General features: G+C 54.9%; 14 protein-coding genes. 4 read left to right on the top strand and 10 right to left on the bottom strand.

The window, feature by feature from the left end:
• Positions 1-12 precede the first annotated feature (12 nt).
• From gnd to B9Z42_RS05060, 8 genes are all read right to left on the bottom strand, one after another.
• Complete coding sequence (gnd, locus tag B9Z42_RS05095; protein WP_100132312.1) at positions 13-1008, bottom strand: phosphogluconate dehydrogenase (NAD(+)-dependent, decarboxylating); 996 nt, start codon at positions 1006-1008, stop codon at positions 13-15.
• A gap of 56 nt (positions 1009-1064) precedes the next feature.
• Positions 1065-1886 (bottom strand): glutamate racemase, encoded by an 822-nt coding sequence (gene murI / locus B9Z42_RS05090; RefSeq protein ID WP_100132238.1) that lies wholly within the window; start codon positions 1884-1886, stop codon positions 1065-1067.
• Positions 1873-2919: a LacI family DNA-binding transcriptional regulator gene (locus tag B9Z42_RS05085; RefSeq protein WP_233203532.1), complete on the bottom strand. Its 1047-nt coding sequence runs from the start codon at positions 2917-2919 to the stop codon at positions 1873-1875. Before B9Z42_RS05085 ends, murI begins: the two co-directional genes overlap by 14 nt.
• Before the next feature lie 55 nt (positions 2920-2974).
• Positions 2975-4135, bottom strand: a complete 1161-nt coding sequence (locus B9Z42_RS05080; RefSeq protein ID WP_100132237.1) for a hypothetical protein — start codon at positions 4133-4135, stop codon at positions 2975-2977.
• Between the two features lie 82 nt (positions 4136-4217).
• Positions 4218-4649 (bottom strand): biopolymer transporter ExbD, encoded by a 432-nt coding sequence (locus B9Z42_RS05075; RefSeq protein WP_100132236.1) that lies wholly within the window; start codon positions 4647-4649, stop codon positions 4218-4220.
• A 24-nt stretch (positions 4650-4673) separates the two neighbouring features.
• Complete coding sequence (locus B9Z42_RS05070) at positions 4674-5087, bottom strand: biopolymer transporter ExbD (protein WP_100132235.1); 414 nt, start codon at positions 5085-5087, stop codon at positions 4674-4676.
• A 15-nt stretch (positions 5088-5102) separates the two neighbouring features.
• Positions 5103-5954 (bottom strand): MotA/TolQ/ExbB proton channel family protein, encoded by an 852-nt coding sequence (locus B9Z42_RS05065; protein WP_100132234.1) that lies wholly within the window; start codon positions 5952-5954, stop codon positions 5103-5105.
• Between the two features lie 56 nt (positions 5955-6010).
• On the bottom strand, positions 6011-6661 hold the full coding sequence (locus tag B9Z42_RS05060) for an energy transducer TonB (protein ID WP_100132233.1): 651 nt from the start codon (positions 6659-6661) through the stop codon (positions 6011-6013).
• A 416-nt stretch (positions 6662-7077) separates the two neighbouring features.
• On the opposite strand from B9Z42_RS05060, the gene B9Z42_RS05055 reads away from it, so the two are divergent.
• The 4 genes from B9Z42_RS05055 to B9Z42_RS05040 all read left to right on the top strand — a co-directional run bounded on the left by B9Z42_RS05055 (position 7078) and on the right by B9Z42_RS05040 (position 13685).
• A complete protein-coding gene (locus B9Z42_RS05055) occupies positions 7078-9306 on the top strand; it encodes a TonB-dependent receptor domain-containing protein (protein ID WP_158235903.1) in 2229 nt (742 codons plus the stop codon).
• Positions 9307-9413: 107 nt separating this feature from the next.
• On the top strand, positions 9414-11348 hold the full coding sequence (locus B9Z42_RS05050) for an alpha-amylase family glycosyl hydrolase (protein ID WP_100132231.1): 1935 nt from the start codon (positions 9414-9416) through the stop codon (positions 11346-11348).
• Between the two features lie 20 nt (positions 11349-11368).
• Positions 11369-12673, top strand: a complete 1305-nt coding sequence (locus B9Z42_RS05045; RefSeq protein ID WP_100132230.1) for an MFS transporter — start codon at positions 11369-11371, stop codon at positions 12671-12673.
• Position 12674: 1 nt separating this feature from the next.
• On the top strand, positions 12675-13685 hold the full coding sequence (locus B9Z42_RS05040; RefSeq protein ID WP_100132229.1) for a PfkB family carbohydrate kinase: 1011 nt from the start codon (positions 12675-12677) through the stop codon (positions 13683-13685).
• Here the strand turns inward: B9Z42_RS05040 and B9Z42_RS05035 are convergent.
• Together B9Z42_RS05035 and B9Z42_RS05030 are read right to left on the bottom strand one after the other, a co-directional pair.
• On the bottom strand, positions 13682-14686 hold the full coding sequence (locus B9Z42_RS05035) for a PfkB family carbohydrate kinase (protein WP_100132228.1): 1005 nt from the start codon (positions 14684-14686) through the stop codon (positions 13682-13684). The two genes, B9Z42_RS05040 and B9Z42_RS05035, sit on opposite strands and share 4 nt — an antisense overlap.
• Positions 14683-15474: an ATP-binding cassette domain-containing protein gene (locus B9Z42_RS05030; RefSeq protein WP_100132227.1), complete on the bottom strand. Its 792-nt coding sequence runs from the start codon at positions 15472-15474 to the stop codon at positions 14683-14685. Before B9Z42_RS05030 ends, B9Z42_RS05035 begins: the two co-directional genes overlap by 4 nt.
• Position 15475 lies beyond the last annotated feature (1 nt).

Below are 15475 nucleotides of genomic sequence, written 5' to 3'. Positions count from 1 at the left end.
TCCGTATTTCCGTTATTTTTGCGCGGCCCAGTGCTTGCCAGGCTCTTGATGGCCGCCAAACTGCTTGCGCATCGCAGACAACATTTTGTCTGCAAAGGTGCTGATTTGACGTGATCGGAAACGCGCAAACAGCGCGGCAGACAACACCGGCACTGGCACGGCCTCTTCAATGGCGGCGTTGATGGTCCAACGCCCCTCGCCCGAGTCTTGCACATGGCCTGAATAGGCCTTGAGCTCAGGGTCTTCGGCCAACGAAATCGCCGTCAAATCCAGCAACCACGACGACACCACGCTGCCGCGACGCCACAGCTCGGTGATGTCCGCCAAATCCAGCTGGTAGCGGCGATCCTCGGGGATGCTGTCTTGGCCCACACCTTTGAGCACGTCCATGCCCTCGGCATACGCTTGCATCAAACCGTACTCAATGCCGTTGTGAATCATCTTCACGAAATGGCCCGAGCCCGCGGGGCCGGTGTAGAGGTAGCCCTCTTCTGCGGTCGACACTTTGCCTTCGCGGCCGGGCGTTTTGGGGATGGTGCCCACACCAGGCGCCAAGGTTTTGAAAATCGGATCGAGGTGCTGCGCTGCCGTGGCGTCGCCGCCAATCATCATGCAATAGCCGCGGTCCAAGCCCCACACGCCGCCACTGGTGCCCACGTCGAGGTAGCGAATGCCTTTGGCTTTGAGCATGTGCGCGTGGCGCACATCGTCTTGAAAATTCGAGTTGCCGCCGTCAATCAAAATATCACCGGGCTCCAGCAAGGTGCTCAGCATTTGGATGGTCGACGCGGTGATTTCGCCCGCAGGCAACATCACCCACACCGCACGAGGCGTTTGCAATTGGGCCACCAAAGAGGCCAAATCGTGGCTGGGCGTGGCACCTTCTTGGGCGAGCTGGGCCACGCTGTCGGGGTTGGCGTCGTACACCACGCTGGTGTGACCATGGCGCATCAAACGCCTAACAATGTTGCCGCCCATGCGGCCCAAACCAATCATGCCAAGTTGCACAGACATCCCCTATGAAGCCATCTATAAAGAGTTGCACTTTACGTGCAAACCTCATCTCAGACAGCGTTCAAAGCCTCGACGGTGACACCCTCGCCCCACAACTGCGCGATGGTGCTTTGCACCTGCGCCACGTTTCCCGTGGTGAAAACCAAGGTTTGGCCAGGCTTTGGGCCCGAGGCCAAGGTGTGGACATCCAACCGCCGCACCAACTCTCGCGCTACAGCTTCGGCAGGGTCAATCAATGTCACACCCTCGCCTGCCACGCGCTGAATGGTGTCGCGTAAAAACGGGTAATGCGTGCAGCCCAGCACCAACGTGTCTGCCCCTTGGTCGATCAGCGGTTGCACGTATTGACGCACCAAAGCCTCGGTCTGGGCGCTGTGCAAATCGGCCTGCTCCACCAACGCCACCCAGCCTGGGCAGGCCTGCAAGACAATACGCACCTCAGCGCCATGCAAGGCACACAAGCGCGCCACGCTCTCGCTTTGCACCGTTTGGCGGGTGGCTAACACGCCCACCACACCAGTACGAGTTTGAACAACAGCGGGTTTGATGGCCGGCTCAATGGCCACCACGGGCAACGCCGTGTGCTCGCGCAAGCTGCGGGCCGCCACCACCGTGGCCGTGTTGCAAGCAATCGTGATGGCCTTGACGCCCGACTCGACCAACCATTGCCCCACGCGCAAAGTGCGCTGCGTGATGTAGGCCTCGGTTTGGTCGCCATACGGCGCATGACCGGAATCGGCCACATAAATTAAGTTTTCAAAAGGCAGGGCGGCGCGAATGGCACGCAAGACGGACAGGCCGCCTACGCCGGAGTCGAAGACGCCGATGGGGCTGGTGGCACAAATAGCGCCGTCTAAATCAGGGTTGCGCATCCGAGGTTTGCAGGCTGGACTCTCGCACGACCAGCGAGGTGGGCAACAACTGCGAATCGGGTTGATCCCCATTCAGCAGCGATTGCAGGCAATCCACCATCACGCCGCCCGCCAACTCGATCGGTTGACGCACCGTGGTCAGTGGAGGAAAGCTATGCGAGGCCATGTCGATGTCGTCATAGCCCACCACGCTCACCTGCTCAGGCACCGCCATGCCTTCGCGCTTCATCACGCCAATGGCGTTGATGGCAATCAAGTCACTGGCCGCCACCAGAGCGTCAAAAAGCACAGATGCTTGTATAAATCCGCGCAGCGCAGTTTGCGCCTCTTCTGCCGTGAACGGACTGGGAATGTATAGCTTAGGGTCTACCGCCACCCCAAATTTTTTGTGCGCTTGCAAATAGCCTTCGTAACGCTTAGCAGCTTCAGGCATGCTGTTATCGCCCATGAAAGCAATGCGGCGGCGACCTGATGCCAGCAAATGCTCGGTGGCCAGCGCGCCGCCACTCAAGTTATCGCTGCCCACGCTGCAATACAGCTGCCTAGGCAATTGCGCGCCCCAAACCACCAAGGGAACGTCACGACGAGCCAAATCGTTGAGTTGGTCGTGGTGCCCCCACTGCCCAATCACGATGATGCCGCGGGCACGTCCTGTGTCGTATAACGCGGCCATGTCGTCGAGGCGGTCTGCATCCACCCGTGACAGCAGCATGTCGTAGTTTCGGTCAGTTAACGCATCCGCCAAACTACCCAACATGCCCAAGAAAAATGGATCTGAGATGTGTTGACGGGTCTTGCGGTCGTAGGGAATCACAACGCCAATGGTGCGGTTGTCGCCCATGCGCAGGTTTTTGGCGCTTTGGTTGATCGTGTAATTGAGCGACCGAGCAAGTTCAATGATGCGAATACGCGTTTCGTCATTGGTGAGTGCGCTGCCGTTCAAGGCGCGAGAAACGGTAGAAGTCGACACGCCCGCCATACGGGCAATGTCGATCATTTGGATTTTTCGTTTTTCAGGATCTGAACTGGCCATGAGCTAGGTATTCGTTATCTCAGCTAAAAATTTCTATCCACCCGATGATAGAGCCTCACTTCATCAGATTCAGCCAAAGCGATGCAAGAAGCACAGCGGTGTCATCGTCCCTCACGCTGGAGAGTATGGCTTTGGCGGCGTCGGTTTGACCGCTTTTGAACATGGCAATGCCACAGTGCAAGCGGGTTTCAGCCTCACGGCGCAACCCCCCCTTGGCCAACGCTTTTTCATAGGCGGGCACGGCGGCCTTCCATTCACCTTTGGACAACTGCACATCGGCCCACTGAGCCAACATCACCGCGTCTTCTGACGTTGGGCCAACGGTTTGCATGGCCTTGTCATCTTCAGCAACACGTTGCAGCACTTGTTTTTTCAGACCAGCGGCAGCTGCGGGCTGAGCCACTTTGTCCAGCATCCGTTGGGCTTCGTGGGGCAAACCCACTTTCAATGCGGCTTGCGCCGCATCTGCGTAATCTTCGGCATCTTCCAGATTGTCCGTCGCATCCATCAAGCGAAACACATCGAGTTGGTAGCGCGCATTGAAGCCAGCTTGGCGGGGTAAGCGGTTGAGCAAATCGCCCCAATAGGCTTGGCTTGGGAAACGCTTGACCAACTCGGTCAAGGTTTTGAAGTAAGCCGCCTCGTCTTTCACTTTTTGTTGGCTGAAGGCATACATGCGCAACTCGGCTTCATCGGGCAATTTGCCCGCTGCAGCATCGGCTTTCAACTTGGCGGGCATCTCATTTAACACCTCTTGGTGTGCACCTTGCACGGCCAGTGACTGAATCAAGGCCAAGCGAATACGCGAGTTCGCGCCGCCTAGCTGCAGGTAACGGCGTGACCACTCCACCACACGCGGATAGTCTTTGGTGCGCAGGCTCACACTCACCATGGTTTCCATCAAGGTCAAACGATCAACCTCGGGCAAGTCTTTGCTTTGCAACAGGTAGTCCAACGAAGAAGCCGCCAAATCAAACTTTTGGGCATTCATAGCAGCCACCACAGACAGCCGCTCTAGCAGCATTTTTTCAGCCACCGTCAGCTGTGCCACTTGGCGGGCTTCTTGAATCTTCTTCAAGGCTTCTTCGGGTTGCTTGGACTGAATCGCCTCTTGAGCCGCTTGCAAAGGTTTGGCGACTTCAGACCGCAAATTCACTTGGGCTACGCTGCTGAGCGCCACACCCAAAACGCTGTAAGCAAATAATCTTTTCCACATAAGCATCATCCTCGTGTGATTAAAAAAGCCCCGCCTCTTGCGAGGAGGGGCAAGGGTTTTCTGTTGGAAAACCTTGAAGAAATCAATTCACAAATTGCTCCGAACCCACAATGCCCAGCTTGGTCAAACCAATGCGCTGCGCGTTGGCCAACACCGCAGCTACCGCCTCGTATTTGGCCTTGGCATGCGAACGAATGTGCAGCTCTGGCTGAGGCTGCATTTGGTAAGCCTCTTGCAGCTTTAAATCTAATTCAGCACGTGTCGCCACAGGCTTGCCATTCCAATTGATCACGCTGTTGGCATCCACATCAATCTTCACCACCACCGGATCCACCTTTTTAGCCGCCGGTTTGGATACAGGCATGTCCATGTTCACGGTGTGTAGCTGCGCTGGGATGGTGATGATCAACATAATCAACAGCACCAACATCACGTCAATCAAAGGCGTGGTGTTGATGTCCATCATCACTTCAGGCTCGCCATTGCCCGAGCCGCTTCCTAAGTTCATTCCCATGCTTATCTCCTTATTCAGCGTCGATCAATTGGGCTCAGTGATGAAGCCAACTTTGGTGATGCCTGCGCGTTGAACGGCATACATCACACGGCCAACAGCTTCAAAGTCGCTCTTCGCGTCGCCACGAATTTGCACTTCCGGCTGCGGCTCTTTCACCGCAAACGTCTTCATGCGAGCGATCAAATCTGTTGAGTTTTTAACCGGCGTGTCGTACAGAAAAATATTTCCTGCTGCGTTCACCGAAATGATCACGTTCTCAGGTTTTGTCTCTCGGATCAAGTTTTTCTCTTTAGGGAGATCCACCTTCACCGATGTGGTGACCACCGGAATCGTGATCAAGAAAATGATCAACAACACCAACATCACATCGACCAACGGGGTGGTATTGATCGTGCTGATGATCTCGTCATCGGCGTCCCCTCCAACGTTCATCGCCATGATGATGACTCCTGTTTACTTGTTGTTGGCCAAAAGCACGGAATGCAAGTCTGAACCGAAAGCATTGATGTCTTCCATGGCTGACTTGTTACGACGCACCAACCAGTTGTAACCCAACACGGCGGGCACAGCCACCGCCAAACCGATGGCAGTCATGATCAAGGACTCGCCCACAGGGCCGGCCACTTTGTCGATCGACGCTTGGCCTGACATACCAATCTTGACCAACGCGTTGTAAATGCCCCAAACCGTACCGAACAAACCCACGAACGGGCCGGTCGAACCGACCGTGGCCAACACAGCCAACCCATCTTGCATACGGCTTTGCACGTTGTTGATGGCGCGTTGGATGCTCATGGTCACCCAGTCGTTGAAGTTGATCGCACCCAACATGCCGGTGTGCTTGCTCGCCCCTTCCAACCCTTTTTCAGCGATGAAGCGGAAAGGGCTGGCTTCGTCCAAAGCATCCGTGCCTTGGCGAACGTTGTCAGCAGACCAGAACTTTTCTTGTGCTTGCTTGGCGAAACGGGCCACTTTGTTTTGTTCAAAAAACTTGGTGATCAACACGTACCAGCTGCCCATGCTCATGAGCACCAAGATCAGCAAGGTGCCCTTGGCCACGATGTCGCCTTGGGCCCACAAGGCTTTCAAGCCGTAAGGGTTTTCTTCACCCGCGTGAGGGTCAGCGGCTGCTGGAGCTGCCGCAACAGGCGCAACAGCGGCCGCTGTTTGTGGTGCGGCCTCAACTGAGGCAGGCGCTGCGGTGGCTTCTTTGGGTTTAGCGGCTTGTGCTTGGCCAACCAAGCCAAACAACAAGGTGGCAACCAAGCCTGCGCTGATGGCAACGGTTTTGAGATGTTTAATCATGATGAAGAGACTCCTTGAGGAAAATTCTGTAAATTTTTTGACGGTTTAATCAGCGCTTATTCCAAGCGCCATGTGTATTTCATGCTGGCCCAGCTTTGCTCGGGTTTGCCGTTGAGCGTGCCAGGCTTGAACTGACAACGCGACAGCGCAGACCGTGCCGCTTCGTCTAAACGGGTAAAGCCTGAGCTTTTTTCGATCTGCGATTCGAGCACATTGCCCTCGGGACCGATCAAGAAACGAAGCTGTACGGTGCCTTCTTCTTCATTGCGACGCGACGCACTGGGGTACTCAGGCTTTTGGCAGCTGGCAGCGGCATTGATGATAGGGGCAGTTCTAACAGGAGGCGCTGCAACCACTGGGGCTGGAGGTGGCGGTGGTGGCGCCGGTGGTGCTGGGGGTGCTGGCGTTGCAGACACGGAAGCAATCGCATTCACACCGGCAGTTGCAGTCGTCGGCACATCCACCGGCGGCACGTAGGCTGGCGGCGGTGGCGCACTTTTGGGCGGTGGTGGGGGCGGTGGCGGTGGAATGTCGGGCTTGGCATCCTCAATCAACTGAGCCTCAACAGGCCCTTTGATGACTTTGACGAAATTCTTGGCAAGGCCAGAACTGATCGCCCAAAACACGAGGATGTGCAACAAAACCACCAGACCCAACCCAAGCATGTGCTTACCCGGGTTGCGTTGTTGACTGGCGTAGTCTTTCATGTGTGTGTGGCTCCTGGTTATCTTTACGTGCAAAGGTCAAAACTAACTTTGCAATCGTTTGCAATTCTATTCAACCGAAGAAAACATTTAACAGGTGAAAACCCTAGGTTGGAGAAAATATTGAAATCGAATTCCAAGGCGTTGCTGTTGCAATCCATTCACACTAGGGAAAGTACTAGTTTTTCAAAAATACCTTGTATTTATGCGACCTACAGGAGATTTTAAGCAGGTCATTTTTAAAATTTAACCCAGGAAAATTCATGAAAATTTCAATTCCAATTGCAAACGTTTGCAAAGTCGTTAAGAATCAACCAACTCATTGCAATGCATCCAAGGCAGGACAAAGAGTTCAAACCGAAGGAATACCCAAAAATGAGTGGGTTTTCCATTTTTTAAACTTGTATCTGGAGACTTGTGTGAAAAAAACACAAAACAAAATCAGTCCAAAAACGATTGCAGTCGCTGCCTCATTGGCTGCCATGCAAATTGGTGCGGTCTATGCGCAAACCTTGAACCTTGACGAAGTCGTGGTGACAGCATCGCCAACCGGCCGTACAAAGATGAAGTCCAGTGACTCTGTGACTTCTGTTGGCGAAGAAGCCATCATGCGCAGCGGTGCTACAAGTGCCGCTGAAATCTTGCGCTCAGTTCCAGGCATCCGTTCGGAATCTTCAGGCGGTGAAGGTAACGCCAACATCACCGTGCGTGGCGCTCCTATCTCTGCTGGTGGTAGCCGTTACGTTCAAATGCAAGAAGATGGTCTGCCTATCTTGCTGTTTGGTGATATTTCGTTTGGTACGCCAGACCAATTCCTGCGCACAGACTTCACCACAGACCGAGTTGAAGTGGTTCGTGGCGGTAGCGCATCCACATTGGCCAGCAACGCACCTGGCGCGATCATCAACTTTGTGAGCAAAAACGGTCGCGATGTGGGTAACGCCGTAGGCTTCACCACGGGTCTGGGTTCACGCTTGAACCGTTACGACTTCAACTTTGGCAGTGCCATCAACAGCGACACATACTTCAACATTGGTGGTTTTACTCGCCAAGGCGAAGGTGGCCCATTCAAGACTGGGTTCAACTCACAAGATGGCGGCCAACTCAAAGCCAGCATCACCAAAGAATTTGACAAAGGCAGCTACGTTCGCCTGAACTTCAAAAACTTGGATGACAAAACCCCCACCATCCTGCCTGTACCTACTCGCCTCTCCAATGGCAAGATTCAAACCTTGTCAGGTGTTGATCCACGCACTGCATTCTTCATCAACCCAAACATCACGCGTGACACCACCATTGATCGCAATGGCGGTCAAGTCACCACGAACCCTGCTGACGGCCTCCACGTGACAAGCCGCTCGATTGGTTTGGAAGCCAAGTTCAACTTGGACGGCGGTTGGACAGTTGAAGAAAGAATGCGTAAAACGGCCAACGGCGGTCGCTTTGTTGGCATGTTCCCTGCCGACAACGGCGGTGGCGCTAACAGCTTCACTGGCACCATGTTCAACACGTCGTTGGACAACATGGACAATATGTTCAACGATTTGAAAGCCTCTAAGGCCTTCGACATGAACGGTGGTAAGTCTGTATTCACCGGTGGTTTGTTCACAGGTTCACAAAACTTGGCACAAACATGGTTCTGGAACCAATACACCGTGGGTACCAACGGTTCTTGGTCGGCTCCCGTCAAATCCGGTTGGAGCACATGGGATGGTTGTTGCGCTCGTTCTTATGACGTCAAGTACAACGTGACGGCGCCTTATGCTGCTTTGAGCTGGGAAAAAGAAAAGTTGACTGTTGAGGGTAGCGTTCGTCACAACGAAATGTCTGCTACTGGTCAAACATTCAAGGGCACAGGCACTGCTGGAAGCAACCTAAGCTTGGCTGGTGGATCATGGAATGCAGCTTCTGCAGACACTGTGAACTACAAGCAAAGCAAGATGTCTTACTCGGGCGGTGCAAACTATGCATTGACCAAAGACACCGCGATTTACGGTCGCATCAGCGATGGTTACAACTTCGCAGCTGATCGCTTGATGTACGGCACTGCCGGTGCGTTGAATGGCAGCAAGCCCGTGTCTTTCAACCGCCTGCAACAACAGGAATTGGGTGTGAAGCACCGCGAAGGCAACCTGAGCTTGTTTGGTACGTTCTTCATCGCTAAGACCGATGAGTCGAACTACGAAGCCACCACGCAAAAGTTCACGACCAATGGCTACAAAGCACAAGGTTTCGAACTTGAAGCAGGCTACCGCTCTGGCGCGTTCCGCTTGAACGCAGGCGCGACCATCACTGACGCAAAAATCAAGAAATCTTTGACTGCTGCTGAAGTTGGTAAAAAGCCACGTCGCCAAGCCGATGTTGTGTATGCCTTGTCTCCCTCTTACCGCACTGGCGATTTGGAGTACGGCGCAGCATTCATCGGCTCCACAAAATCGTACGGTGATGATGCGAACACCATCACCATGGACGGCTACGTGGTGACCAACTTGTTTGCTAACTACCGCATCAACAAACAAGCGTCTGCCATCCTGAGCGTGAACAACGCTTTCAACAAATTGGCATTCACAGAAGTTGAAGGCGACGGTCATGCCGCACGCGCTTTGGCCGGTCGCAGTGCTAAAGCTACTTTGAAATACGAGTTCTAAAACTTGTTGAGCGCCCAAGTTGCTAACCTAACTTGGGTGTATGTAATTAAAGAATACAGCGCCGAACTCACGAGGTTCGGCGCCTCTCTTACTGAACTGTGAACACTATGTCTGTGATTGAAGATTGCCCCACTCTCGCTGGAGAGGCCCATCTTCCCGTTGTTTTGAATGATTTGCTCGCACACGCCGATGCAGATCGTGCTGACGTGCTGCGCGCCCGTCTTGCTCAAGAATTACCTGTGCTGCGTGACCGCTTGTCGCGCCTCTACAGCAACACCCCCGATTACGCACAGTGGCTGAACCGCGTCTTGGTTCAAACTGTACAAATCGCGCTCGACCGCCCTGCTGAACTGTGGGCTTTAGACCTGCAACGCGAAGCCAATCCGAATTGGCATTTGCAAGGCATGCTGGGGTACTGCACCTACACCGATAAATTCGCAGGCAATTTGGCGGGGGTGCGTGAACGCATTCCCCATTTGCAAGAGCTGGGTGTGACCTATTTACACCTGCTTCCGTTTCTAAAACCAGGCACACCGCCCAACGACGGCGGATTTGCCGTAGCCAGCTACGACGAGGTTGACCCACACTTGGGCAACTTGAGCGACTTGCAACAACTCACACGCGAATTGCGCGCAGCTGGCATAAGTTTGTGCAGTGACTTCGTGTTGAACCATGTCTCGCACGAACACACATGGGCTGTGCAAGCGCGTGCAGGCAGCGCCCAACACCAATCGTTTTTTCATTGGGTCAAGTCGCCAGAGCAAATCGGTCAGTTCGAGAAAAATCTGGTTCAAATTTTCCCGAACACAGCGCCAGGCAATTTCACATTTGTGCCCGAAGTGAACGCTTGGACGTGGACCACGTTCTACCCCTACCAGTGGGATTTGAACTACGCCCAACCCGTCGTGTTTTCAGAAATGGCCAAGTCTTTGTTGCAACTGGCCAACCACGGCGTAGAAGCGTTTCGCTTGGACTCGACCGGTTTTCTGTGGAAGCGTGCAGGCACCAACTGCATGAACCAACCCGAAGTGCATTGGCTGTTGCAGGCCCTGCGTTGCCTCACCAACATTGCGGCGCCTGGCACCTTGCTCAAAGCCGAGGCCATCATGCCAACGCAAGATTTACCGCCCTACTTTGGCCTTGGACCTACCCAAGGACCCGAGTGCCATGTGGCCTACCATTCGAGTTTGATGTCTGCCAGCTGGGTGGCTTTGGCTGAAGAAAACACACAAATCATTCATGACGTGCTGTCACACACACCCGCCCTGCCCGACGGTTGTACATGGATGACCTATGTGCGTTGCCACGACGACATTGGTTGGAATGTGTTGCGTCCCGAGTTGGATGCACGCGGTTCCGATGAGCGCAGCAGACTGCTGCACGCCTCGCAGTTTTTTGCAGGGCAGATTGAAGGCAGCTACGCAAAAGGTGCCGCTTTCCAAGCGAGCGATGCCAACGCCGTGCATGGCACAAACGGCATGGCTGGCGCCTTGGTCGGTTTGACCTCGGCCCATACCCCTGAAGAACACTCAGCTGCCACCTCGCGCTTGCTTCTGTTGCAATCGCTGTCGCTCTTTGTGGGCGGTTTGCCGCTGATTTATATGGGGGATGAATTGGGCCAAGGCAACACGACTGCGGCTGAATTGGCTGTGCGTCAAGGTCCCGATGGCCGCGAATTGCATCGACCTGTGTTCGATGAGTCCTTGTTTGCGCAGCGACACGACAGCAACACCACGGCGGGCATCCTCTACGCCATGTTGCGCGGCTATGTGAACGCTAAAAAACAGCATGCAGCGCTGAGCACAGCGCATGCTTTGCGTTTGATGCCAACCCCGCACCCTTCGGTGTTGCTGTTGCAGCGCGGTGAAGAGGCCCTGGGTCTGTTCAACTTCTCTCGCACCCATGTAACACTGGACCTGAACGCCTCCTTCTCCAGCGGTTTACAACCGATGTGGAATGCATTGACACGAGAAAAGGCTGACATGCTTGCATGCAGCTTGATGCCTTATGCAGCCATTTGGTTAACTGCCCAACGCCCATAACAACAAGAGGGAGACGCACCATGACTTCAGGCCTTAAACCCAGACTTTCGTTTTGGCAAATCCTCAGCATGAACTTTGGATTCTTCGGCATCCAATACAGCTTTGGCCTGCAACAAGCCAACATGAGCCCCATTTACCAGTACTTGGGGGCTGACGAAGCCAGTTTGCCTTTGCTGTGGTTGGCAGGCCCCATGACGGGCCTCTTGGTGCAACCCATCGTGGGTGCCATGAGCGACCGAACCATCAGCCGCTGGGGCAGACGCACACCATTCTTCATGGTGGGCGCTATTTTGTGCAGCATTTGCTTGCTGTTCATGCCTTACAGCCCCACGCTGTGGTTTGCAGCGAGCTTGTTGTGGATTTTGGATGCCGCCAACAACGTGACGATGGAGCCTTACCGCGCCTACGTCAGTGACCGCCTCAACCCCGACCAACATTCACTCGGATTTTTGACACAAAGCGCCTTCACAGGACTGGCTCAAACCCTGGCTTACCTGACGCCGTCGCTGCTGTTTTGGTTTGGCCTGAACAAAGACGCCGTCAATGCCAGCAACATTCCGCACATCACCGTGATTGCGTTTTTGATTGGGTCCGTGTTGTCGCTCACCACCGTGTGGTGGTCGGTGCGATCCACGCCAGAACTGCCATTGAGCATGAGCGAAAGAAACGCCATCTTGGCCAAACCGCGTGGCATCAGCGCCACCCTGCGTGAGGTGCGCGATGCCATTCGCGACATGCCACAAACCATGCGTCAGTTGTGGTGGATGAAGCTGTTTCAGTGGTACGGCATGATGTGCTACTGGATTTACATCGTGCCCTCGTTGGCACGTTCCATCTTCGATACGAGCGACGCCAGTGCACAAGGTTTTCGAGATGCAGGCTTGCTGAACGGTCAAATTGGCGGCTTTTACAACTTCATCGCCTTTCTCGCTGCCTTTGGTTTGATTCCGCTGACGCGCCGCTTCGGCCCTAAGTTGGTTCACGCAGTCTGTTTGAGTTTGGCTGGCTTGGGCATGTGGATGCTGCCGACCATCCAAGACCAAACTTGGCTGTTTCTTCCCATGGTTGGCGTTGGCTTGGCTTGGGCCAGCATCATGGGCAACCCCTACATCATGTTGGCGAAAAGCATTCCGGCTGAGCGCGCTGGCGTTTACATGGGTATTTTCAACATGTTCATTGTGTTGCCCATGATCATTCAAATGCTGACCTTACCGCTGTTCTTCAATAGCCTTTTAGGCGGTGACCCGCGTCACGTCATCCAACTGGCCGGCTGCTTTTTAGCCATTGCCGCGGTGTTGACCCTGCGCGTGAAAACCGAGGACTGACATGACCGCGGGGACCTCTTTGCAACGTACAAAAATTCGCGCAGCCATCGCTGGCGAAGCCTTGATCGATTTGATTGCCGACCCCAAGGACGGCAAATTCACCCCGTGCCTGGGCGGTGCGGTTTACAACTTGGCACGGGCACTGTCGCGCCAAGGGGTGGGCACCACGTACCTCAATCCGTTTTCTTTCGACCGTTTGGGACAAGACCTGTGCGCCCAAATGTGTGCTGATGGCGTGGTGTTGTCGCAACCCGCCCCCATTCAAGCTGTGACCTCGTTGGCTGTGGTGAATGTGAACGCAGACGGCCACCCGAGTTATGCGTTTTATCGCGAAGGCGTGGCAGACCGCCAAGTTACTTCGCAACAGATGCAATCCGATTGCACTCAGCACGAGGCATTGGATCTGGTGTGTTGCGGCGCATTGGCACTGGACCCGCGCGATCAAGATTTGTACTTGCCTTGGCTCAAGACCCAAAAGGCTTTGGGTCAATGCATCGTCATCGACGCCAATTTGCGCCCCTCCGTCATGCCCGATTTGGACAGCTATCGCACGTGCGTGATGTCTTTTTTGAACGAGGCAGACATTATCAAGGTCAGCGATGAAGACTTGGCACATCTACAGCTCAATGGCGCAACCCACCTCGAACAAGCCAAGCACTTGCTCGCCAACACCAAGGCGCAATTGGTTGCGCTCACTTTGGGTGCTGAAGGGGCTTGGTTGCTCACCGCATCTGGCATCGCTGTGTTTGCCAAAGAGCCAAGCGCGTTGGCGGTGATCGACACCGTGGGCGCAGGCGACAGCTTTTTAGCGGGCCTACTGGCTGCGTTGGTCAACCTTGCACCCAAGCAAAAAACGCTGACAACGCTCAATGCCCTGAGTAATGCACAAACACACCAATTGCTGGGACATGCAATTGCCAGTGCCAGCTTGTGTGTGCAACAACGCGGTTGCGTGCCCCCCACTTGGCAAGAGGCTGAGTCGTGGGCCGAAGCCCATCCCTCCGTCGTTTAAACCGTCAGCGGGGTTGGCAAATGCCCCTTTAATTCGGCAGCCAAATCTGTGGCATTGGGTGGCTTGCAACCTTCCCGCGTGCAATTGATCGCCGCAGCAACCAATGCGCGCTCTAAGGTGTCCCCCAAACGTTCTTGCGCGTGCATGAGGTTACTCACGGTGTCATGCAGCACCCAATCGGCCAAGCAATTGCCCCAAAACGTGTCGCCTGCTCCTACGGTGTCGACCACGTTTACAAGGGGTGCAGCTGCCTGATCGCGCTCAGCGCCAATTTGTAAATAAGCACCCTGCCCGCCAAAGGTCAACGCGACGCGTGAACAGCCTTGCTGCATCCAATGTGCGGCCAATCCTGAGGCATTGGTAAAGCGCACGTCTTTGAACCCCAAAAGCTCAAGGTCTTCATCGCTGGCTTTGAGCCAATCGGCGTGGGCCGCGACGTCTCGCACAGCACTCAGGTACGCGGGCACATCGGTGGCGACGCGCGGGCGCAAATTCACATCCACGCTGATGGTCCAACCCAGCTGTTTGGCCGCTGCGATGATTTGCAACACTTTGTGATGCTCGGGCGGCATAGCCATCAGTGAGCCCGTGTGCAACACGCCAGTGGGTGAGGTTTTGAGCAATGCCACCACATCGGCCACTTGGTAATCTCGATCGGCAATGCCTTCTCGGTAAAAGCCATAACTGGGCTGCCCCTGCGTGACTTGCACCACCGCCAACGCCGTCGGCAAAGCCGAACGAGGCAACAAACTGCGCGCCTTGTTGAGCACCAAATGGTCGAGCAACGATTGACCGAACACATCGGTCGAGAAAGGGTTGATGAACCCCACATCCATGCCTTGCAAGGCGGTGGCGCAGGCCAAGTTGTAAGGGCTGCCGCCCAGCAAAGGTTGCAGCGAGCCGTCAGGCTGCGAGATGCAATCCATCAACGCCTCACCCAGCACCCAAACGGGCGTGTGTGCGGACGCCTGACCCGGCACGGCTTGCAACGCGGCTGTCAAGCCAAGCACTCCAGCGGAATGTCTTCAGGTTTCATCGCGCCGGTCATCACCGCCACGGTGTCGCTCATGCTGATTTTCTTGGGGTTCAACACGGCGGCACGTTTGCCCAAGCGGGCCACATGGATGCGGTCTGCAATTTCAAACACATGGGGCATGTTGTGCGAGATCAGCACCACGGGCAGGCCTTTGTCGCGCACACGGCGAATCAGCTCGAGCACCATGTTGCCCTCTTTCACGCCGAGCGCGGCGGTGGGCTCGTCCATGATGACCACGTGCTGTGCAAAAGCTGCTGCACGCGACACCGCCACGCATTGGCGCTGACCGCCAGACAAAGTTTCCACTGCTTGCGTCATGGAGCGAATGCCCACTTTGAGGTCGTTCATGCGCTCAATACTTTGCGCCAACATTTTCTTTTTGTCGAGCATGCGCAGCACGTTGCCCGCAAAGCCTTCACGGCGAATTTCACGGCCCAAGAATAAGTTTTCGGCAATGCTCATCGCGGGGGCAACCGCCAAGTCTTGGTAGACGGTTTCAATGCCAGCACGGCGTGCATCGATGGGTGATTTGAAATAAATAGGGTTGCCGTCCAAAGAGATCAAGCCTTCATCGGGCACCGTGGCCCCCGACAAACATTTGATGAGCGAGGACTTACCTGCGCCGTTGTCACCAATGACGGCCAAAATTTCGCCCGCGCGCAGTTCAAAGTCTGCGCCATCCAAAGCTGTCACTTGCCCATAGCGTTTGACCAGGCCCTTGGCCTCCATCACGATTTTGTGTGTATCACTCATG

The sequence above is a fragment of the Limnohabitans sp. B9-3 genome (assembly GCF_002778325.1).
Lineage (GTDB): Bacteria > Pseudomonadota > Gammaproteobacteria > Burkholderiales > Burkholderiaceae_C > Limnohabitans > Limnohabitans kasalickyi.
Note: the sequence above shows the minus strand (reverse complement) of the source record. Positions and strands in the feature narration are given on the sequence as shown.

What these genes read in the sequence shown, in the direction of transcription:
- B9Z42_RS05030 (WP_100132227.1), bottom strand. Translation starts at nt 15,474, where the DNA reads ATGAGTGATACACACAAAATCGTGATGGAGGCCAAGGGCCTGGTCAAA.
- B9Z42_RS05040 (WP_100132229.1), top strand. Translation starts at nt 12,675, where the DNA reads ATGACCGCGGGGACCTCTTTGCAACGTACAAAAATTCGCGCAGCCATC.
- B9Z42_RS05050 (WP_100132231.1), top strand. Translation starts at nt 9,414, where the DNA reads ATGTCTGTGATTGAAGATTGCCCCACTCTCGCTGGAGAGGCCCATCTT.
- B9Z42_RS05080 (WP_100132237.1), bottom strand. Translation starts at nt 4,135, where the DNA reads ATGTGGAAAAGATTATTTGCTTACAGCGTTTTGGGTGTGGCGCTCAGC.
- B9Z42_RS05070 (WP_100132235.1), bottom strand. Translation starts at nt 5,087, where the DNA reads ATGGCGATGAACGTTGGAGGGGACGCCGATGACGAGATCATCAGCACG.
- B9Z42_RS05075 (WP_100132236.1), bottom strand. Translation starts at nt 4,649, where the DNA reads ATGGGAATGAACTTAGGAAGCGGCTCGGGCAATGGCGAGCCTGAAGTG.
- murI (WP_100132238.1), bottom strand. Translation starts at nt 1,886, where the DNA reads ATGCGCAACCCTGATTTAGACGGCGCTATTTGTGCCACCAGCCCCATC.
- B9Z42_RS05060 (WP_100132233.1), bottom strand. Translation starts at nt 6,661, where the DNA reads ATGAAAGACTACGCCAGTCAACAACGCAACCCGGGTAAGCACATGCTT.
- B9Z42_RS05045 (WP_100132230.1), top strand. Translation starts at nt 11,369, where the DNA reads ATGACTTCAGGCCTTAAACCCAGACTTTCGTTTTGGCAAATCCTCAGC.
- B9Z42_RS05085 (WP_233203532.1), bottom strand. Translation starts at nt 2,919, where the DNA reads ATGGCCAGTTCAGATCCTGAAAAACGAAAAATCCAAATGATCGACATT.
- B9Z42_RS05065 (WP_100132234.1), bottom strand. Translation starts at nt 5,954, where the DNA reads ATGATTAAACATCTCAAAACCGTTGCCATCAGCGCAGGCTTGGTTGCC.